The 19,038-nt window shown below is 72.2% G+C and carries 17 protein-coding genes and 1 tRNA gene; 7 read left to right on the forward strand and 11 right to left on the reverse strand.

Translation table 11 applies throughout. The features are described 5' to 3' along the window. Positions 1 to 37 precede the first annotated feature (37 nt). Together ACGFZQ_RS20955 and ACGFZQ_RS20960 are read right to left on the reverse strand one after the other, a co-directional pair. On the reverse strand, positions 38 to 1,435 hold the full coding sequence (locus ACGFZQ_RS20955) for a gluconate:H+ symporter (protein ID WP_393841592.1): 1,398 nt from the start codon (positions 1,433 to 1,435) through the stop codon (positions 38 to 40). A gap of 41 nt (positions 1,436 to 1,476) precedes the next feature. After that, positions 1,477 to 1,998: a gluconokinase gene (locus tag ACGFZQ_RS20960; protein ID WP_393841593.1), complete on the reverse strand. Its 522-nt coding sequence runs from the start codon at positions 1,996 to 1,998 to the stop codon at positions 1,477 to 1,479. A 160-nt stretch (positions 1,999 to 2,158) separates the two neighbouring features. Between ACGFZQ_RS20960 and ACGFZQ_RS20965 the strand changes: the two genes are divergently transcribed. Then, on the forward strand, positions 2,159 to 2,860 hold the full coding sequence (locus ACGFZQ_RS20965) for a FadR/GntR family transcriptional regulator (protein WP_393841594.1): 702 nt from the start codon (positions 2,159 to 2,161) through the stop codon (positions 2,858 to 2,860). Between the two features lie 21 nt (positions 2,861 to 2,881). Here the strand turns inward: ACGFZQ_RS20965 and ACGFZQ_RS20970 are convergent, their stop codons facing one another. The 5 genes from ACGFZQ_RS20970 to ACGFZQ_RS20990 all read right to left on the reverse strand — a co-directional run bounded on the left by ACGFZQ_RS20970 (position 2,882) and on the right by ACGFZQ_RS20990 (position 10,046). Then, complete coding sequence (locus tag ACGFZQ_RS20970; RefSeq protein ID WP_393841595.1) at positions 2,882 to 3,361, reverse strand: general stress protein; 480 nt, start codon at positions 3,359 to 3,361, stop codon at positions 2,882 to 2,884. Between the two features lie 108 nt (positions 3,362 to 3,469). Continuing rightward, the gene (locus ACGFZQ_RS20975) at positions 3,470 to 3,877 is read right to left on the reverse strand and encodes a YchJ family protein (protein WP_382535364.1); all 408 of its coding nucleotides are present in this window, start codon (positions 3,875 to 3,877) and stop codon (positions 3,470 to 3,472) included. Positions 3,878 to 3,916: 39 nt separating this feature from the next. Further along, on the reverse strand, positions 3,917 to 5,263 hold the full coding sequence (locus ACGFZQ_RS20980; protein WP_393841596.1) for a M1 family metallopeptidase: 1,347 nt from the start codon (positions 5,261 to 5,263) through the stop codon (positions 3,917 to 3,919). A 77-nt stretch (positions 5,264 to 5,340) separates the two neighbouring features. Further along, positions 5,341 to 9,210: a Pls/PosA family non-ribosomal peptide synthetase gene (locus ACGFZQ_RS20985; protein WP_393841597.1), complete on the reverse strand. Its 3,870-nt coding sequence runs from the start codon at positions 9,208 to 9,210 to the stop codon at positions 5,341 to 5,343. Positions 9,211 to 9,644: 434 nt separating this feature from the next. Further along, positions 9,645 to 10,046, reverse strand: a complete 402-nt coding sequence (locus ACGFZQ_RS20990; RefSeq protein WP_393841810.1) for an ATP-binding protein — start codon at positions 10,044 to 10,046, stop codon at positions 9,645 to 9,647. A 283-nt stretch (positions 10,047 to 10,329) separates the two neighbouring features. Here ACGFZQ_RS20990 and ACGFZQ_RS20995 point away from each other — a divergent pair, with 283 nt between their 5' ends. Both ACGFZQ_RS20995 and ACGFZQ_RS21000 read left to right on the forward strand, forming a co-directional pair. Further along, positions 10,330 to 11,196: a helix-turn-helix domain-containing protein gene (locus ACGFZQ_RS20995; protein ID WP_393841598.1), complete on the forward strand. Its 867-nt coding sequence runs from the start codon at positions 10,330 to 10,332 to the stop codon at positions 11,194 to 11,196. Positions 11,197 to 11,199: 3 nt separating this feature from the next. After that, the gene (locus ACGFZQ_RS21000) at positions 11,200 to 11,436 is read left to right on the forward strand and encodes a DUF397 domain-containing protein (RefSeq protein WP_351739900.1); all 237 of its coding nucleotides are present in this window, start codon (positions 11,200 to 11,202) and stop codon (positions 11,434 to 11,436) included. Positions 11,437 to 11,488: 52 nt separating this feature from the next. Here the strand turns inward: ACGFZQ_RS21000 and ACGFZQ_RS21005 are convergent. Next, positions 11,489 to 11,576 (reverse strand) — tRNA-Leu (locus tag ACGFZQ_RS21005). Between the two features lie 211 nt (positions 11,577 to 11,787). Between ACGFZQ_RS21005 and ACGFZQ_RS21010 the strand changes: the two genes are divergently transcribed. The 3 genes from ACGFZQ_RS21010 (at position 11,788) to ACGFZQ_RS21020 (ending at position 14,656) form a co-directional block, all read left to right on the forward strand. Next, the gene (locus ACGFZQ_RS21010) at positions 11,788 to 13,113 is read left to right on the forward strand and encodes a M20/M25/M40 family metallo-hydrolase (RefSeq protein WP_393841599.1); all 1,326 of its coding nucleotides are present in this window, start codon (positions 11,788 to 11,790) and stop codon (positions 13,111 to 13,113) included. Positions 13,114 to 13,258: 145 nt separating this feature from the next. Beyond that, positions 13,259 to 13,492, forward strand: a complete 234-nt coding sequence (gene chpH, locus ACGFZQ_RS21015) for a chaplin ChpH (RefSeq protein WP_123978334.1) — start codon at positions 13,259 to 13,261, stop codon at positions 13,490 to 13,492. Between the two features lie 135 nt (positions 13,493 to 13,627). Next, on the forward strand, positions 13,628 to 14,656 hold the full coding sequence (locus ACGFZQ_RS21020) for a chaplin family protein (RefSeq protein ID WP_393841600.1): 1,029 nt from the start codon (positions 13,628 to 13,630) through the stop codon (positions 14,654 to 14,656). Positions 14,657 to 14,760: 104 nt separating this feature from the next. On the opposite strand, the gene ACGFZQ_RS21025 is transcribed toward ACGFZQ_RS21020, so the two are convergent. Next, on the reverse strand, positions 14,761 to 14,949 hold the full coding sequence (locus tag ACGFZQ_RS21025; RefSeq protein ID WP_046732800.1) for a DUF5703 family protein: 189 nt from the start codon (positions 14,947 to 14,949) through the stop codon (positions 14,761 to 14,763). A gap of 47 nt (positions 14,950 to 14,996) precedes the next feature. Here ACGFZQ_RS21025 and ACGFZQ_RS21030 point away from each other — a divergent pair, with 47 nt between their 5' ends. Further along, a complete protein-coding gene (locus tag ACGFZQ_RS21030; protein WP_393841601.1) occupies positions 14,997 to 15,719 on the forward strand; it encodes a hypothetical protein in 723 nt (240 codons plus the stop codon). A 69-nt stretch (positions 15,720 to 15,788) separates the two neighbouring features. On the opposite strand, the gene ACGFZQ_RS21035 is transcribed toward ACGFZQ_RS21030, so the two are convergent. Both ACGFZQ_RS21035 and ACGFZQ_RS21040 read right to left on the reverse strand, forming a co-directional pair. After that, positions 15,789 to 18,053: a helix-hairpin-helix domain-containing protein gene (locus ACGFZQ_RS21035; RefSeq protein ID WP_393841602.1), complete on the reverse strand. Its 2,265-nt coding sequence runs from the start codon at positions 18,051 to 18,053 to the stop codon at positions 15,789 to 15,791. Then, positions 18,050 to 19,033: an aldo/keto reductase gene (locus tag ACGFZQ_RS21040; RefSeq protein ID WP_351700030.1), complete on the reverse strand. Its 984-nt coding sequence runs from the start codon at positions 19,031 to 19,033 to the stop codon at positions 18,050 to 18,052. Before ACGFZQ_RS21040 ends, ACGFZQ_RS21035 begins: the two co-directional genes overlap by 4 nt. Between the last annotated feature and the right edge of the window lie 5 nt (positions 19,034 to 19,038).

The following is a 19,038-nucleotide window of genomic DNA, read 5'->3' on the forward strand; positions in this document are numbered from 1 at the left end:
AGGTCCAGCAGCACTTTGCAGGCCCGGTCCGACGCGTCTAGATGACGAGGGACAGGAGGAGGACCAGGCCGCCGCCGACCACCGAGATGATCGTCTCCATGATCGACCAGGTCTTGACGGTCTGCCCGACGCTCAGCCCGAAGTACTCCTTGACCAGCCAGAAACCGGCGTCGTTGACATGGCTGAAGAAGAGCGAGCCGGCGCCGATGGCCAGGACCAGCAGGGCCGTGTGGGCCGTCGACATGTCCGCCGCCAGCGGGGCCACCAGGCCCGCCGCCGAGACGGTCGCCACCGTCGCCGAGCCTGTCGCCAGCCGGATCGCCACCGCGATCAGCCAGGCCAGCAGCAGGGCCGGGATCGACCAGTCCTTGGAGACCTCCAGGATCATCTGGCCGACACCGCAGTCGATCAGCGTCTGCTTGAAGCCGCCGCCCGCGCCGACGATGAGCAGGATGCCCGCGATGGGCATCAGGCCCTTGTCGACCGTCTGCTGGAGCCGCTCCTTGGAGAAGCCGGCCGGGCGGCCGAGCGTGAAGAAGCCGAGGACCACGGCCGCGAGCAGGGCGACCAGCGGGGAGCCGATGACGTCGAAGACCCGCTGGACGGTGTGCGCCGGATCGTCGACGACGATGTCCACCAGTGCCTTGGCCAGCATCAGCACGACCGGGAGCAGGATCGTGGCGAGGGTGGCGCCGAAGCCGGGGCGCTTCTCCAGCTCCTCCGAGGGGCGCTGCGGCAGCATCCGGTCGGGGGCCGGGACGTCCACCCAGCGGGCGGCGACCTTGGAGAACAGCGGACCGGCGATGATCACGGTCGGGATGGCGACCAGGACGCCGAGCGCCAGGGTCACGCCCAGGTTCGCGTGGACCGCGTCGATCGCGACCAGCGGGCCGGGGTGCGGCGGCACCAGGCCGTGCATGACGGACAGACCGGCCAGCGCCGGGATGCCGATGCGCATCAGGGAGTAGCTGCCGCGCTTGGCGACCATCAGCACCACGGGGATCAGCAGCACGATGCCGACCTCGAAGAACAGCGGCAGACCGATCACGGAGGCGATCAGCACCATCGCCCACGGCATGGCCCGTCCGCCGGCCTTGGCGAGGATGGTGTCGACGATCTGGTCGGCGCCGCCGGAGTCGGCGAGCAGCTTGCCCAGGATCGCCCCGAGCGCGATCAGGACACCCACGCCGGCGACCGTGGAGCCGAGGCCGGTGGTGAAGCTGGTGATGACCTTGTCCAGCGGCGCCCCGGCGAACGCGCCGAGCGCGAGCGAGCCGATGGTCAGCGCCAGGAAGGCGTGGAGCTTGAACTTGGTGATGAGCAGGACGATGACGGCGAAGGCCGCGAGGACGGCGATGCCGAGCTGGGCATGTCCGGCCGAGGTGATGGGCGCGACGGTGTCCGCTGCCAGCATCTCGACGCTGAGTCTGGGCACGGTGGTTCCTTGCAGATCCGGGGACAAAGAAGTGGGGGAGGTTACTGCCGGGTGAGGTCGGGCAGCGCGTCCAGGGCCCGCACGGCCCGCGCGGTGATCTCCTCGGGCGTGCCGGTGACGTCCACGGCCACGCCCGGCTCGTCCGCCGCCAGCGGTTCGAGCGTGGCGAACTGGGAGTCCAGCAGCGCCGTCGGCATGAAGTGACCCTGCCGGTGCGACATCCGGTCCTCGATGAGCTTCCGGTCACCGGTGAGGTGCACGAAGACGACGCCGGGGGCGGTGGCGCGGAGCCGGTCCCGGTACGACCGCTTCAGCGCGGAGCTGCTGACCACCCCGCCCAGGCCTTCCCGCCCGTGCGCCCAGGAGCCGATGGCGTCCAGCCACGGCCACCGGTCGGTGTCGTCCAGCGGGTGCCCGGCCGACATCTTGGCGATGTTGGCCGGCGGGTGGAAGTCGTCGCCCTCGGCGTACGGGACGCCGAGCCGGGCGGCGAGCAGAGGACCGATCGTGGTCTTGCCCGTGCCGGCGACGCCCATCACCACGACGACGTGGGGGGTCCGCATCACTGCCTCGCTGTCTTCCTCGGGATTCCTCAACGAGAGACACCGGCGTACGACATCCGGCGTCGGCCTCACTGAAACCCATTAGGTACGACGAATTCAAGAGTCTGTGACAAATAAGTCTGACTTTTTGGCCCTGTGATCCACTCGGTACGCTGAGTGCATGAGCACGATGGGGCGAGGGCTGCACGGCCGCGTACTGGACAGCCTCGGTCCCGCGATCACCGCCGGCGAGTACCCGCCGGGCAGCGTCCTGCGCACGGACGAACTGGCCCAGCGGTTCGAGGTGTCGCGCTCCGTGATGCGCGAGGCGGTCCGGGTCCTGGAGTCCATGCACCTGGTCGAGTCCCGCCGCCGGGTCGGCGTGACGGTCCGGCCGAAGGCCGAGTGGAACGTCTACGACCCGCAGGTCATCCGCTGGCGGCTGGCCGGCGCCGACCGCCCCCACCAGTTGCGCTCGCTGACCGTGCTGCGCTCGGCGATCGAACCGGCGGCCGCGCACCTGGCGGCGAAGAACGCCACGGCGGAGCAGTGCGCCGAGCTCACCGAGTGCGCGCTCGGCATGGTGGCCAACTCACGCGGCCACCGGCTGGAGCAGTACCTCGTGCACGACATGGCGTTCCACCGGGTGATCCTCAACGCGTCCGGCAACGAGATGTTCGCCCGGCTCGGCGACGTCGTGGCCGAGGTCCTCGCCGGCCGTACCCACCACGAGGTGATGTTCGAGGACCCCGCCCCGGGCGCCGTCACCCTCCATGTCCAGGTCGCCGAGGCGGTACGGGAGGGCGACGCGGTCCGCGCCGAGCAGCTGACCCGCGAGATCACGGTGGGCGCCCTCCAGGAACTGGACATCCTGGCGCCCTAGGGCCGCCGTGTCGCCGGTCGCTCAGTCTTCGCGCCAGCCGAGCTTGATGAGCAGGTTCTTCGCCTCGTCCGCGACCTCCGCCTGGGCGACCACGTCGTAGCGGGCGGCGACGATCTGGCTGCGGGACGCGAAGTCGCGGTGGCCTCCGGTGAACGCGTGGCCGGCGAACCCGAAGAGCGCGCCGAAGATCGCGCCGTAGAACAGGCCGCTGATCATCAGCACCAGGACGTGATGGTTGCCCGCGGCGAACAGCGACAGGAGCAGGCCGACGAGCAGCCCGAACCAGGCCCCCGAGCCCGCGCCGGCCAAGGCGGCCCGGCCACGGGTGAGCCGGCCGAGCACCGTCTCCACCATCCGCAGGTCGGAGCCGATGATCGCGGTGTGCTCCACCGGGAACTTGCTGTCGGAGAGGAAGTCGACCGCACGCTGCGCGCCCTCGTAGGTCGGATACGAGCCGACCACCGGCCGGTCGAGCGGTGCCGTGGGCGGTTGCTGGGTCATCGCGGGGCTCCCTTCCTCACCGTCCCCGTCGAACAGCCTGCTGCGAGCCGGTGACCCCCGCAAGGCGGAGCCCACCGGCCGGACACACAGGGGGATCCGCTGCCGCCCCTAGCCCGGGAAGTCGCCGTCCAGGTACACCCAGGCTCCGTCGACCCGCTCGAACCGGCTGAGCTCGTGCAGGGATCCGCCCCGGTACGACGCCCGGAACTCCACCGTCCCCGTGGAGTGGAACGCGGACCCGTCAGCCGCGCCCAGGATCTCCAGCCCCGTCCAGCGCATCCCCGGGTCGAGATCGAGCCGCGCCGGCCGCGTCCGCGGATGCCAGGTGCGCAGCAGATACGCCGGGTCCCCGGTCACGAACGCGCTGTACCGCGACCGCATCAGCGCCTCGGCGGTCGGCGCGGCTGCGGCACCGGAGTGGTACCGGCCGCAGCACTCGTCGTACGGCTCGGACAGGCCGCAGGGGCAGTCGGCGGGCGGGGCGGGGCGCGAGGGGCGAGGGGTGCGACGGGACATGCGGCCCATTCTGCGGCACCGCCCGCGGACGCCCTCTCCTCAGGCCGACTCGGCGACGTCGCCCAGCACCGGCAGCGGTGGTAGCGCAGTGCGGTGGACCCAGGCGTCGATCAGGTCGTCCAAGGGCTCCTGCGTGAACCGGGCGACATGGGCGACGAAGGTCGCCGTGGTCACCGAGCCGCCCCGGTGCAGTCCCGCCCACGCCCGCAGCATGTGGAAGAACCGCTCGTCGCCGAGCACGCAGCGGATCGCGTGGATCGTGACCCCGCCGCGCTCGTAGAGCCGGTCGTCGAACATCGCCTTGCGGCCCGGGTTGGCGATCCGGATGTCCTGTGGCAGCCCGGACAGCAACCGGTGCGCGACGGCCGCCAGTTGCTGGGCGGTGCGACCGCCGGACCGCTCCGACCACAGCCACTCCGCGTACTTGGCGAGCCCCTCGTTCAGCCAGATGTGCCGCCAGTCCGCGATGGACACGCTGTTGCCGAACCACTGGTGGGCCAGCTCGTGCGCTACCAGCCGCTCCGAACCCCGCGCCCCGTCCACATGGTTGACGCCGAACAGCGACAACCCCTGCGCCTCGACGGGGACATCGAACTCCTCGTCGGTGACGACGACCGCGTACTCCTCGAACGGGTAGGGCCCGAAAAGCCGTTGGAACAGGTCCATCATCGCCGGCTGCCGTGCGAAGTCCCGCGAGAACTCCGGCAGCAGATGCGCGGGTATGTGCCCGTGCATCGGGATCCCGCCGAAGCCCGGATCGCCCAGCAGCACCGTCTGGAACTTGCCGATCGCGAGGCCCACCAGATAGCTCGACGTCGGCGCCGCCTGCTCGTACACCCAGGTCGTCGTGGATGCCTTGGTGGTCCGGGTCAGCAGCCGCCCGCCGGCCACCACCGAGTACGCGGACGGGCAGGTCACCGAGATCAGGTAGGACGCCTTGTCGGCCGGCCGGTCGTTGCACGGGAACCAGGAGGGCGCACCGGTCGGCTGGCTCGCCACCAGCGCGCCGTCCGTCAGCTCCTCCCAGCCGATCCCGCCCCACGGGCTGTTCACCGGCCTGGGATTGCCCGACCAGTGGATCTCCACGGTGAAGGCGGCCCCGGCCCGCAGCGGCTTGGCGGGCTTCACCCGCAGCCTGCCGCCCCGGTGCGTCCAGTGCGGCTGGCGGCCGTCCACCCGGATCCGGCCGATCTTGAAGTCGGCCAGGTTCAGCTGGAACTCGGGCAGTGCCGCCCGGCCCGCTATGGCGTTGATCCGGACCGAGCCGGCCAGTCGGTTGGGGCCGGGCCGGTAGTCCAGCGTGAGCTCATAGCGATGCACCCGGTACCGGGGATCGCCGTTGTCCGGGAAGTACGGGTCCGGACCCGCTGACTGCTGCACTGCCACTTCCGCGTTCGCTCCCTGCGCCTTGCCCGAACCGTCTCTCGGTGCACCGATGCCCGCGGCCACCGAACGGCCCGCGCTCAGGGACGCCATGCCTCGATCGGGTTGCCGAGCCAGCGGGTGTCGTCGGGAACCGACTCCGCCGCCATGACGAGCGACGCGGGACCCAGGGTGGTACGGGCCCCGATCGTGCTGCCGGGCAGCACGATCCCGCCAGGGCCCAGTGTGGCGCCCTCACGGAGAACCACAGTATCCGTCCGCAAGATCCGGTCGTGGAAGAGGTGAGTCTGCAGGACACAGCCGCGGTTCACGGTGGCGGCGTCCTCCAGTGTGACCAGATCCGTCTCCGGCAGCCAGTAGCTCTCCACCCAGACTCCCTTGCCGATGCGCGCGCCGAGGCCGCGCAGCCAGGCCGTCATCAGGGGAGTACCCGGAACCGAGCCGGCCAGCCACGGCACCGCCAGCACCTCGACGAAGGTGTCCGCCAGCTCGTTGCGCCACACGAACGAACTCCACAGCGGGTGCTCCCCGCTGCGGTGCCGCCCGACCAGCAGCCACTTGGCCAGCACCGACACCAGGCCCGCGAAGGCACCGGCGGCGAGCAGCACCAGCCCCGACAGCACCGGCGCCCAGCCGCCCAGCGCGCACAGCGCGGCGACCGTCAGCCCGGCCAGCGCCACCGAGCACAGCACCGGCACGATCCTGCACAGCTCCACCAGAGCGCGCGCCCACAGCAGCCGCGCGGGCGGCTCGTAGGTCCGGCTCTGGTCGCCGTCCGACGCGCTGCGCGGCAGCTTCACCGGCGGCAGCCCCAGGTACGACGTGCCCTTCTTCGCCTTCTTCGGCGTCGCCGACAGCACACCCACCAGACCGCCGTCCGGCACACTGCGGCCCGGCGCGGTCATCCCGGAGTTCCCGAGGAACGCCCGCCGCCCGATCTCCGCGCGTCCGATCCGCACATAGCCGCCACCGAGCTCGTACGGCGCGGTCAGCGTGTCGTCGGCCAGGAACGCGCCCTCGCCGACCGTCGTCAGGCTCGGCAGCGCGAGCACGGTCGAGACCTCGGCGCCGCGCCCGATCCGCATCCCGAGCAGCCGCAGCCACACGGGCGTGACCAGACCGGCGTACAGCGGGAACAGGGTGTCGCGGGAGCGGTCCATCAGCTGGGAGACCGTCCAGGCCTGCCAGCCGATCCTGCTGTGCGTCGGATGCGTGCCGACCCGCAGGCCCAGGCTGAGCAGCCGTACGGCGACCAGGATCAGCAGCGCGTACACGAGCCCGAAGGCCAGCGTGGCCGGCACCAGGGCGACCGCCGCGCCCCGCAGGGCCTCGGCCAGGCCGTCCCCGGGAGCCACGAAACGCCCGGCGACCAGCAGCGCGGCGGCACCCGCCAGCACGGGCAGCGCGCTGAGTCCGACGCCCGTCAGGCCGTACATCACCCGCCAGTGGGTGCCGCGCTGCGGCCGGTGCTTGGGCCAGTTCCGCTTGGCCTTGCCCAGCTTGACCGCCGGGGCGCCGGCCCAGCGCTGGCCGGTCGGGATCTGCCCGGTGACCGCCGAGCCGGGGGCCACCTCGGCGCGCTTGCCGACCCGGGCGCCCGGGAAGAGGATGCCGCGCGTCCCGACGACCGCGTGGGCGCCGATCCGGACCGGGCCGATCACCAGCCGGTCGCCGTCCAGCCAGTGCCCGGACAGGTCCACCTCGGACTCCACCGCCGCGCCGCGCCCCACCCTGAGCAGGCCGGTGACCGGCGGCAGCGAGTGCAGGTCCACCTCGGGACCGATCTTGGCGCCCAGCGCCCGCGCGTACCGCTCCAGCCAGGACCCGGTCAGCGCGGTCGCCCCGGTGAACTCGGCCAGCCGCTCCGCCGTCCACAGCCGCAGATGCACGGAGCCGCCGCGCGGGTACCGGCCGGGCTTCACGCCCCGCAGCAGCAGCCGCGCGCCACCGGCGGCGATCGCGATCCGGCCGGGCGGGGTGTACAGGACCAGGGCCCCGACGGCCACCAGCCACCAGGGCGCGGTGGGCAGCCAGCCGTAGCCGCTCAGGACGTTGCCGAGCGCGGCCAGGACGACCGTCCAGCGCAGCCCGAGCAGGGTGAACAGCGGGAGCAGCACCATGAGCTGCACCAGCTGGGCGGCGCGCGGCACCGGAGCGATCGTCCGCTGCGCGCTGTCGTCCTGCGCGGACTCCTCCAGGTGGCGGGCCAGCTTGCGCAGCACCGGCTGCTGGTAGATGTCGAGGACGGCCGCGCTCGGGTAGCGGGTGCGCAGCCGGGTGGTGAGCTGGGCGGCGGACAGGCTGCCGCCGCCGATCGCGAAGAAGTCGTCGGAGGCGCCGGCCACCGGGATGCCGAGGACCTCGGTCCACTGCTCGGCGAGCCAGGCCTCGGTGCCGTACAGCTGCTCGGCCTTGCCGGCCGTCTCCAGGCCCTCCAGGGGCCAGGGCAGGGCGTTGCGGTCGACCTTGCCCGAGGTGCGGGTGGGCAGCTCCGCGACGGGCGCGAGCAGCGGGACGAGGGCCGCGGGCAGCTCGGCGCGCAGCTTCTCGACGGCGGTCGGCTGGTCCCAGCCGTCCTGGGTGACCACATAGCCGACGAGCAGCTGGTTGCCGCTGCGGGCGGTGCGTACGGCCGCCGCGGCGCCCGCGACACCGGGCAGCGCCTGGAGGGCCGCGTCGACCTCGCCGAGCTCGATCCGGCGGCCGCCGAGCTTGATCTGCTCGTCCGCGCGCCCGAGGAACACCAGCCCCTCGCGGTCGGCGCGCACCAGGTCACCGCTGCGGTACGCCCGGTCCCAGCCCAGCGACTCAAGGGGCGCGTACTTCTCGGCATCCTTCTCGGCGTCGAGGTAGCGGGCCAGGCCGACCCCGCCGATCACCAGCTGGCCGCTCTCGCCCAGGGAGACGGGCACGCCCGCGTCGTCCACGACGGCGAGCTCCCAGCCGTTCAACGGCAGCCCGATACGGATCGGCTCCTCGCCGGTCATCAGGGCGGCACAGGCCACGACGGTGGCCTCGGTGGGCCCGTAGGTGTTCCAGACCTCGCGGCCCTCGGTGACCAGCCGCTGTGCCAGCTCGGGCGGGCAGGCCTCACCGCCGAAGATCAGCAGGCGGACGTCGTTGAGTGTCTCGGGCTCCCAGAGCGCGGCCAGGGTCGGCACGGTCGAGACGACGGTGATCTCCTGCTCGACCAGCCAGGGGCCGAGATCGGCGCCGCTGCGGACCTGGGAGCGGGGGACCGGGACCAGGCAGGCGCCGTAGCGCCAGGCCAGCCACATCTCCTCGCAGGAGGCGTCGAAGGCCACCGAGAGGCCCGCCATGACCCGGTCGCCGGGTCCGATCGGTTCCTCGGTCAGGAAGAGCGCGGCCTCGGCGTCCACGAAGGCGGCGGCGCTGCGGTGGGTGACGGCGACGCCCTTGGGCTTGCCGGTGGAACCGGAGGTGAAGATGATCCAGGCGTCGTGCTCGGCGCCGGGCCGCCGGGCGGCGTTGCCGGCCTCGGGGTTCCGTACGTCGATCGAGAGGCCGGCGCCGAGGACGGCCGCGACCTCGGCCTCCCCGAACACCAGCGCGGCCCGCTCGTCCGGGTCCTCGGCGTCGACGGGTACATAGGCGGCACCGGCCGCGAGCACGCCGAGCACGGCGATGTACAGATCGTTGGTCCCGGACGGCGCCCGCACGCCCACGCGGTCGCCGAGCCCGACCCCGGCCTCGTGCAGCCGTCGCCGCAGCCGCTCGACCTCGACCGCGAGTGCGCGGTAGGTGAGCTGGGCGGTACCGTCGTCCAGCGCGAGCTCGTCGGGGTGCGCCCGTACCGTTGCTTCGAACACGTCCACGAGCGTGCGCGGCGAGGCCGCGGTTCCCGCCGAGAATCGTGCCGTGTCCCCGAACTCCTCGCGGATCTCTTCGTCGAGCAGGCCGAGAGCACTGCTCTCGTCAATCGCTGCCATCCGGTCCTCGCGTCTCGTTCCCGGAACCTCCGGGGCACCGGCGGGTCCTCAGGTGTGCCTGGGGTTATCCGGCTCCGGCTGGGTAACAAGCCGGAAATATTAGTACGACGCTAGGCTCCCGTTCATCTTGTGGCCACTTGGAAGCGGCCGTTCGGAGCAGTCTGTTGAACCTTAAGTCACCTCTGACCAGGCCTTCTCCGAAGGTGACGAGAGATGAGACACACAGCGTGAGCCGGGTCAACACAGTGTGAGAAAGGCCAACACGGTGTGAGGCGGGCCGACTCCACGGGCCCGGCCGCGCGCACGACGACGGCCGGTGCCGCGGCGGGGAGGGGAGAGCGCCGCGGAACCGGCTGTCGCCGTGGGGGGCGGTGTGGATCGGAGGGTACGGACCGGGCTGCGCGGTTCAGACTGCCCGGTTCAGGCTGCGCTGTTCACGCGGCGCTGACCTCGGCCCAGATGGACTTGCCCCAGGGCAGGTTGCCCACGCCCCAGCGGCCCGAGCACAGCGCGTCCAGGATCAGCAGGCCGCGCCCGCGGTCGCGTTCGACGGAGATGGGCCGCAGCCGGGGGTGGTGGTTCAGCGGATCGTGCACCTCGACCCGGGTCCGGGAGCCGTCGGTGTCGATGAGGAGACGGACCGGGTCGTCCGGGTCGGTCTCGTACCGCAGGGAGTTGGTGACCAGTTCGCAGGTAACCAGCGCGACGGCCTCGATGTGGTCGCGGGAGGCGTCCGGTGTGTGATGGATGATGAAGTCGCTCACGAACGTCCGTGCCGCCCTGGCGGACTGAGGCTCGCTCGCCAGTAACAGGACGGGCGGCGGGGCGACTTGCAGTGCACGGGTTTCGGTCGTGGTGCTCCGCTGGCGTTCGATCATGTAGATCCCCTCACGGGCATGTCCCAACGCAGGCACGGTGGTTCGCCATGCGAGTGCGGTCACTTTCGTATTTCCCGGATTCATGGTGCCTTCACGGCACAGTCGACCGCAATACGTTCCACGTGATGTGAAAAATTGCGCACCTCTGCGGGAGAGTTGCGGCACAAGCTGTGAGCCGGTGGCGAGGGTGCGGGCGGCACGGCAGACTGTCGGGCAGTTCACCGGACAGAAGGGGGAACCCGTGAGCACGCCCACGGTGCGCCGGCGACGACTCGGTGCGAAGTTGCGCGAACTGCGCGGCGAACTCACCCTCGACGAGGTCGCGGAGCACTCCGAAGGCGCGTTCGTCTCCTCGAAGCTGTCCCGGATGGAGACCGGCAAGACCGCCCCCAAGGCAGTGGACATCCAGGCGCTGCTCGACCTGTACACCGCACTCGGCCGTGACGTGAGCGACGAACTGCGCGCGGCCCTGATCACACTCACCAAGGAGGGCGGCCGCCGCGACTGGTGGCACTCGTACCGGGGTGTCCTCACGCCGGTGTACGAGGATCTGATCAGTCTGGAGGCCGAGGCGGAGACGGTGTCCACCTGGCAGTTGGGGATGGTTCCCGGACTGCTCCAGACCGCCGAGTACGCCCGCGAGATCATCCGGGCGACCGCCATGTCCGAGGCGGTCGAGGCTCGGGTCGACGCACTGGTCGAGGTACGGCTGGCACGTCAGGCCGTCCTCACCCGCGACAGCGACCCGCTGGCGCTCTGGGCGATCATCTCCGAACAGGCCCTGCGCTGCACCACCGAGGATCCCGCCCTGATGTACGAGCAGTTGGGGCGCCTGCTTACGATGGGGCGGCGCCCGAACATCAACATCCAGGTGTTGCGCTCGGACGCCCCCCTGCACGCCGGGCTGACCGGCACCTTCAGCATCCTGGGCTTCGGTCCGCACACGGACCTGGACGTCGTCCACCAGGAAGGGCTGACCTCCGCCCTGTACATCGAGGAACGTGATCGGGTCTCCACGCACCGGGCCGCGTGGCAACGCCTCACGTCTGCCGCCGAGTCCGTCGAGGCGTCGGTGGAACTGATCACCCAGATAAGGAAGAACGAATAGCGAATGAAGCACGTTGACGACGCGTCGACTCTGCCGGTGACCTGGTGGAAGTCCTCGGCGTCCGCATCACAGTCCGACTGCGTGGAATGCGGGATCGTCGACGGGGCGACGGTCGCCGTCCGCGACAGCAAGCGGCCCCACGGGCCCGCCCTGCTGCTGGGTCGAGCGGCACTCTCCGCGTTCACCACGGCCGTGTCCCTCGGAGACCCCGGGAACGGCCGAATAGGCCGCCTCGGCTGACCCGCACGCTCCCCGAAAACCAAGAAACCCCTGCTCAGCAGGGGTTTCTTCGTGGTGTCCGAGGGGGGACTTGAACCCCCACGCCCGATAAAGGGCACTAGCACCTCAAGCTAGCGCGTCTGCCATTCCGCCACCCGGACAAGGTGTCTGTCGCGCGGGGCTTCCCTCGCGGCGACGGAGGAAACATTACCAGGCTTTCGGAGGTGGCCGATCACACCCTGTTCCGGGGACGGGCGGGCGTGAACGGCGTGTGACGGACCGGGACCGGTCTTGGGCTCGGAGCCGGAAGGGAGAGAGGATGACGGAAAGGATGACAGGGACCGGCCGGCAGTGACAGCGGAAGGAAGCAGCGTGAGCGAGACGGACACGGCCAGGAGCGTCACCGGCGAGGACGAGGTCGTGGACCTCTGCCGCGAGCTGATCCGCTTCGACACCAGCAACTACGGCGACCACTCCGGGCCGGGCGAGCGCAAGGCCGCCGAGTGGGTGGCCGAGAAGCTCGCCGAGGTCGGGCTCGAGCCGAAGATCTTCGAGTCGCACCCGGGCCGCGCCTCGACGGTGGCCCGCATCGAGGGCGCGGACCCGACCCGGCCCGCGCTGCTGATCCACGGCCACCTCGACGTCGTACCGGCCAACGCCGACGACTGGACCCACCACCCGTTCTCCGGCGAGATCGCCGACGGGTGCGTGTGGGGCCGGGGCGCGGTCGACATGAAGGACATGGACGCGATGACCCTGGCGGTCGTACGGGACCGGCTGCGCAGCGGCCGGAAGCCGCCCCGGGACATCGTGCTCGCCTTCCTCGCCGACGAGGAGGCCGGCGGCACCTGGGGCGCCCGGCACCTCGTCGACCAGCACCCGGACCTCTTCGAGGGCGTCACCGAGGCGATCAGCGAGGTGGGCGGCTTCTCCTTCACGGTGAACGAGCAGCGCCGGCTCTATCTGATCCAGACGGCCGAGAAGGGCATGCACTGGATGAAGCTGAAGGTGGCCGGCACCGCCGGGCACGGTTCGATGATCCACCGCGACAACGCGATCACCGAGCTGTCCGAGGCCGTCGCCCGGCTCGGCCGGCACAAGTTCCCGGTACGGGTCACCAAGACCACCCGGGCCTTCCTGGACGAACTGGGCGACGCGCTCGGCACCGAACTGGACGCGGAGGACATGGAGTCGACGCTGGCCCGGCTCGGCGGCATCGCCAAGCTCATCGGCGCGACCCTGAGCAACACCGCCAACCCCACCCAGCTGAACGCCGGTTACAAGGTCAACGTCATCCCCGGTGAGGCCACCGCGCACGTGGACGGCCGATTCCTGCCCGGTCACGAGGACGAGTTCCTCGCCGACCTCGACCGGATCCTCGGCCCGCACGTGGTCCGCGAGGACGTGCACTCCGACAAGGCGCTGGAGACCTCCTTCGACGGGGCGCTGGTGGAGGCCATGCAGTCCTCGCTGCTGGCCGAGGACCCCACCGCCAAGGCGATCCCCTACATGCTCTCCGGCGGCACCGACGCCAAGTCCTTCGACGACCTCGGCATCCGCGGCTTCGGCTTCGCACCGCTGAAGCTGCCGCCGGAGCTGGACTTCGCGGGCATGTTCCACGGCGTGGACGAGCGGGTACCGGTGGACGGCCTGCAGTTCGGCGTGCGGGTGCTCGACCGCTTCATCGACGCGTCGTGAAGCCCTGGCTTCAGGTAATCGGGCGGCTGTGCGAGATCGACTGAGAAGAGTGAATGCGACGATAAGCTCGTAGCTCCATTACTTCCTCCTCGTTACATCTAATGCGATCCGCTACTTGGGATCGCATTGCCAACAAGGAGGAATAATGCTCAAGAAGGTCGTCGCTGCTGCGGCTGCCACTGGTGGTCTGGTTCTCGCGGGTGCGGGCCTGGCTGTCGCCGACTCGGGTGCCCAGGGCGCTGCCGTGGGTTCCCCGGGTGTCGTCTCCGGCAACGTGATCCAGGTTCCCGTGCACGTCCCGGTGAACGTCTGCGGCAACACGATCTCGGTGATCGGGCTGCTGAACCCCGCCTTCGGCAACACCTGCATCAACAAGTGACGCCCACTCCCTGAGGGGCGTCTTTCCGTCGGCCCCGGAGCGCGCGCCATGCGCTCCGGGGTCAACCGGTTTTTCCGCGGGCTCTTTCCGCGAGAAATGCAACGGTCAGGATCCAAGGCAGGGGGGAATTCAGAAATGCGACAGGGCACCCGTAAGGGCCTCATGACAGTGGCCGCGGCGACCGGCGTGATCGCCGCGGCGGGCGGTTACGCCCACGCCGACTCGGGGGCCACCGGCTCCGCCACCGACTCACCCGGTGTGCTCTCCGGGAACACGGTGCAGGCGCCGGTGCACGTCCCGGTGAACGTCTGCGGCAACACCGTGAACGTCGTCGGCGCCCTCAACCCGTCGATGGGCAACAAGTGCGCCAACCACGGCGACGGGGGCGGTACTTCCGTCGGCCACGGCGGCCACGGCGGCCACGGCGGCCACGGCGGCCACGGGGGACACGCGGGGCACGCGGGGCACGGTGGTGGGCACGGGAGTCACGGTGGCTCGCACGCCGGGGGACACACCGGTGGCTCGCCCGGGGTCGGTTCGGGCAACACCGTGCAGGTGCCGATCGACGTCCCGGTCAACGTGTGCGGGAACAGCGTCAACGTCATCGGGGTCGGCAACACCGCCGTGGGCGACGAGTGCGCCAACGGGGGGAGTTCCGGACATTCCGGCGGCTCCGGCCACTCCGGCGACTGTCACCACACGCAGCCGCCCGGACACGGGGGGCACGGACACGGGACCCCGCCCGGGCACGGGGGACACGGGACGCCCCCGGGACACGAAGGGCACGGCGGCAACCCACCCGGGAAGCCGGGTCAGCCGGGGACTCCGGGTCAGCCGGGCCACCCCGGGACGCCTGGTCAGCCGGAGCACCCGGGCAACCCCGGGACGCCTGGTCAGCCGGAGCACCCGGGCAACCCCGGCAACCCGGGCCAGCACCCCGGTACGCCGCCCGGTCACTCCGGGGGGCGGACCGTCACGACCGGTACCCACGGCTCCACCCTCGTCGACCCGTTGGGCAGCCTCTCGGTGACCCGGCCCGGCCCGGCCACCGCGCAGCTCGCGCACACCGGCAGTGACCTGCCGCTGGGCCTGACGCTCCCGGCGGGCGCCGGCGCGCTGCTCGCGGGCGCCGTGCTGTACCGCAAGGCGCGCGCCTCGGCGTAGCGCACGGACCGTGACACTCCCCACAGAAGGGGCGTCCGCAGCGACGGTGCGTGGAACGGAGCGGGCCCCGTCGATGCGGGGCCCCTTCCGTCATTCGGCGAGTCTCACCATGTGGCACGCACCTGGCGGATGATCCGCCGGCGCAACCGCACCCTGCGGCTGCCGTCGCGCATGAGGCTCAGTCGGTCCAACTCCCAGTGTCCGTACTCGGCATGGTCCGTCAGCAGGCGTGTCGCCTCCTTGCGGGACACCCCGCGAGGCACGTACACGTCGACAAATTCGTATTCCGGCATCGCATCTATTGTGCGGGCTGGTGCCCGGTACGGATAGCGTCTGCACTATGTCTGATGCTGCGCAGCCCACCGCTGCCGAGGTACGCGCCGCCGCCGAGGCGGTCAAGACCGCGCTCGACCGCCATCTGGCCGCGGTCGAACGCAGGTCGGGGGAGGACGACCCGGCTGTCTACGAGGCGTTCAACCAGCTGGCCGCGGCCGCCGAGGTCTACGACGAGCTGCTCTACGACCGCTACGACGAGGTCACCCCCTTCGAGATCCCCGGTACCGAGGACTCGCTGCCACCGTATGCGGGGCCCGAGGAACCGAACGCGATCAGCGTGCTGATCCGCCGCGACTACGCCGTGGCGGAACCACAGCGGCTGCTGGCGCAGGCCCAGCGGGTCGAGGCGGCGGAGTACGACGACGGTCCCGGCGCGGACCAGGACGCCGCCGGCACGATCCACGGGGCGCTGGGGATCCTGTTCGGCGAGTTCGAGCCGGACGAGATCGCCTCCCGGCACAAGGAGTTCGGCCTGGAGGAGGGCGACTCCACACTGTGGGTGACCGCGGCGGACGAGCAGGCCGAGCCCGGTGAGTGGCTGGAGGCCCCGTTCGAGGGGGTCGACCCGCAGCGGGTGGTGTGCCGGTTCGACGTCAGCGCGGTGTTCGACGACGACGGCGGCGACGACGGCGAGGACACCGCGCGCAGCCAGGGCGCGGACGAGCTGGACGACGACCTCGACCTCGACGAGGACGAGGACCTGGAGCCGCTGGACGCCGAACGCTGACCCTCCGGTGACCGGTGGTGCCTCCCGGGCCTTCAGGCCGGTCGGGCACCGCCGGTCGCCGGGGCCGGGTCAGGCTTCGGCCGTCGTCGGCGCCTGTGTCGTGAGGAGGAGGGGCAGGCGGGTCGTCCGGGGCTTCGGCAGGGCCTCGGCCACCGCCTTCGGCAGGGCCTGTTCCACGCCGTGGACCACTGACAGATGCCGCTCCGCCCGGCTGAACGCCGTGTACACCCAGGGGCGGCTGAGGGACTGGGCCGCGTCCCCGGGCAGCACCACGACCGCGGCGGGCCAGCGGCCGGCCACCGCCTGGTGGGCGGTGAGCGCCCAGCCGTGGCGTACGGCCTGCTCGACCCGCTCCTTCGGTACGACGACGGGCGTGCCCGCGCACGACAGGTGCAGCCCGTCGGCGTCGGCGTTCACCACCTGGCCCGGGACCGTACGGCCCGGCGTGGGGGAGTAGGCGATCCGGTCACCCGGGTCGAAGCCGCCGAAGCGGCCGGGGCCCGGATTGAGCCGTTCCTTGAGCGCCGCGTTGAGAGCGCGGGTGCCGGCCGCGCCGCCGTGGCCCGGGGTGATCACCACGGTCTGCTCGGCGGGGACGCCGATGGCGCGCGGGACGGAGTCGGCGACCAGCTGTACCGTCCGGTGCACCGCCTCGCCCGCGTCCCGCACCGGCACGATCACGATCTCCTTGCCGGGCGCCTCCACCTGGTTCAGTTCGCCGGCGCCGATCCCGGAGACCAGTTCGCCGAGCGGGCCGGGGTCGGGTGTGCGCGAGGCGATCGCCGGGCACACCCGGGCCGCCAGCAGGTCGGCGAAGACCCGCCCGGGGCCCGCCGACCACAGCACCGCCGGATCCCCGCTCAACACCAGCCGGGCCCCGTCGGGCAGCGCCTCCACGAGGATCGCCGCGCCCTCCACGTCCAGCTGGGGCGCGTCCAGCACGATCAGCAGATCGAGGTCCAGGGCACCCTCCGCGTCCCGGCCGGGCCCCTCGGCGCCGGAGAGCAGACCGGCGACCGTGCCGACGGCCGCCTCGCCGTCCGCCGCCTCGCCGTCCGCCGGCAGGGCGGGCAGGCGGCGGTGCCCCTCCGGGGTGTGGGTGGCGGCGAAGGCACGCAGTCCGGCGCTCCGGGCGGCGCTCAGCAGGGCCGCCGGTTCGGCGCGCGCCGCCTCGCCGCCCGTGTGCAGCACCAGGCCGTGTCCGGCGACCGCCGCCGCCAGCTCGGCCGCGCCGCCGGTAACCGCCGCGGCGGCCGCCTCCCAGCGCTCCTCGGCGTCCTTGGACAGGGAGTTGACCAGCCGGGCCAGTCCGTCGGCGAGGCTCTCCTCGGCCAGCGCGTACCGCTCCAGACCGACCAGGACCCGCACCGGCCGCTCCTCCTCGTCGTCCTCGGGCTCGGGGGCGCCGGGATCCAGGGGGTCCTGGAAGACCAGCGCGTCTCCCTCGGCGATCGCGCCCTGCACGGCCGCCTCGGGGTCGGGCACCGCCCGCTGGGCCAGCGCGGCGGTGAGCGCCGGCATCTCCAGCGCGGTGTGCCCGGCCAGGGCGGCCTGCTCCAGGAGCCAGCCGGTCACCGCCCGGCCGCGCCGCTCGTCGTCCGGACCGCACTCCGCGCCCAGCAGCGCCCGTGCGAACCCGTCCGCCTGGTCCGGCCGTACGCCGGTGACCCGCAGCAGCTGCCAGGGGTCCTCCCGCAGCAGGATGTCCGCGCCCTCACCGAGGGCGGCGGCGACCTGGGGGGCGAGCGACTCGGGCGCACCGCCTTCGGTCAGCAGCGCCCGTACCGCCGCGACCGTCTCCGTGGCGGGCGCGACGGCGGCAGGCGCCGGCTGGGGCCTGTGGACCGGCTCCGGGGCGGCCGCCGGACGCGGCGCGGGCTCCGGCGCTGCGAACACGGTGGCCGTCGGCTGCTCGCCGCTCTCCACCGCCCGGATCGCGGCGAGCAGATCGGCCGCCTTGCCGCTGAGCTTGGCCCCGGCCTCGACCGGCCCCGCCTTCTCGGCCTTCCGCCGCTCGATCCGCTCCCGCTCGACCCGCTGGGCAGCCAGCTCGGCCTCGGCCTCGGACTGCCGCGCGGCACCCACCGAGCCGCCGTCACCCGCGCCGCCCTCTCCGCCTGCACTGGCCTCCGCACCACCGCCCGCGCCTGCGGTGTCGCGCTTGCCGCCCTCGGCCCCGTCGCTCCCGTTGCCCGCGGCGCCCGCGCGGGAGTCGGCGGGTTGCGTGTCGCTTGCCGCGGCGGTGGTGGCGAGGGCGTCGGCCTCCGTCGTCCTCCCGGCCGTCGTTCCCTCGTCGGCCTCGGGCGTGGCGCCCAGCCCCGGCTCCGTGCTCACAGCGTGCTCCAGTCGTGATCGGGATAGCGGTGCACGGGCGCCGACACGTCGTCGAGCGCCCGGCAGATCTCGTCAGGAAGACTAAGCGCCTCCACTGACAATGCCCCCGTGAGCTGCTGCGCGTTGCGCGCGCCGACGATCGGCGCCGCCACGCCCGGCCGGTCCCGGACCCAGGCGAGCGCCACCTGCAGCGGGGTCACGGCGAGCCCGTCCGCCGCCGTCTGCACCGCGTCCACGATCCGGGTCGCGGTGTCGTCGAGATACGGCGCGACGAACGGCGCCAGATGCTCGGAGGCGCCTCTGGAGTCCGGGGGAGTGGAGTGGCGGTACTTCGCGGTCAGCACGCCCCGGCCCAGCGGGGACGACGGCAGCAGGCCGATGCCGAGGTCGAGGGCGGCGGGCAGCACCTCGCGCTCCACGCCCCGCTGGAGCAGCGAGTACTCCAGCTGGGTGCTGGCCAGCCGGGTGCGGGTGCCCGGCGCCGCGAGCTGCCAGGTCGCCGCCTTCGCGATCTGCCAGCCGCAGAAGTTGGAGACCCCGGCGTACCGGGCGCGGCCGCTGCTCACGGCCAGGTCGAGGGCCTGGAGGGTCTCCTCCAGCGGGGTGTCCGGGTCGTAGGCGTGCACGTGCCAGACGTCGACGTAGTCGGTGCCGAGGCGGGCCAGGGAGGCGTCGAGCGCGGCGAGCAGATGGCCGCGGGAGCCGTCGAAACGGCGGTCGGGGTCGGGGACGCTGCCCGCCTTCGTCGAGATGACCAGGTCCCGGCGCGGCACCAGCCCTTCTATGAGCTGTCCGAGCAGATACTCGGCCTCTCCGTCGCCGTACACGTCCGCGGTGTCGACGAGGGTTCCGCCGGCCTCCCAGAACGCCTTCAGCATGTCCGCGGCGTCGTGCTCGTCGACGTCCCGGCCCCAGGTGAGGGTGCCGAGCCCGATCCGGGACACGCGCAGGCCGGTACGGCCGAGATGCCTCTGCTCCATGCCCG

The organism is Streptomyces sp. NPDC048254, assembly GCF_043201895.1.
Taxonomy (GTDB): Bacteria; Actinomycetota; Actinomycetes; order Streptomycetales; family Streptomycetaceae; genus Streptomyces.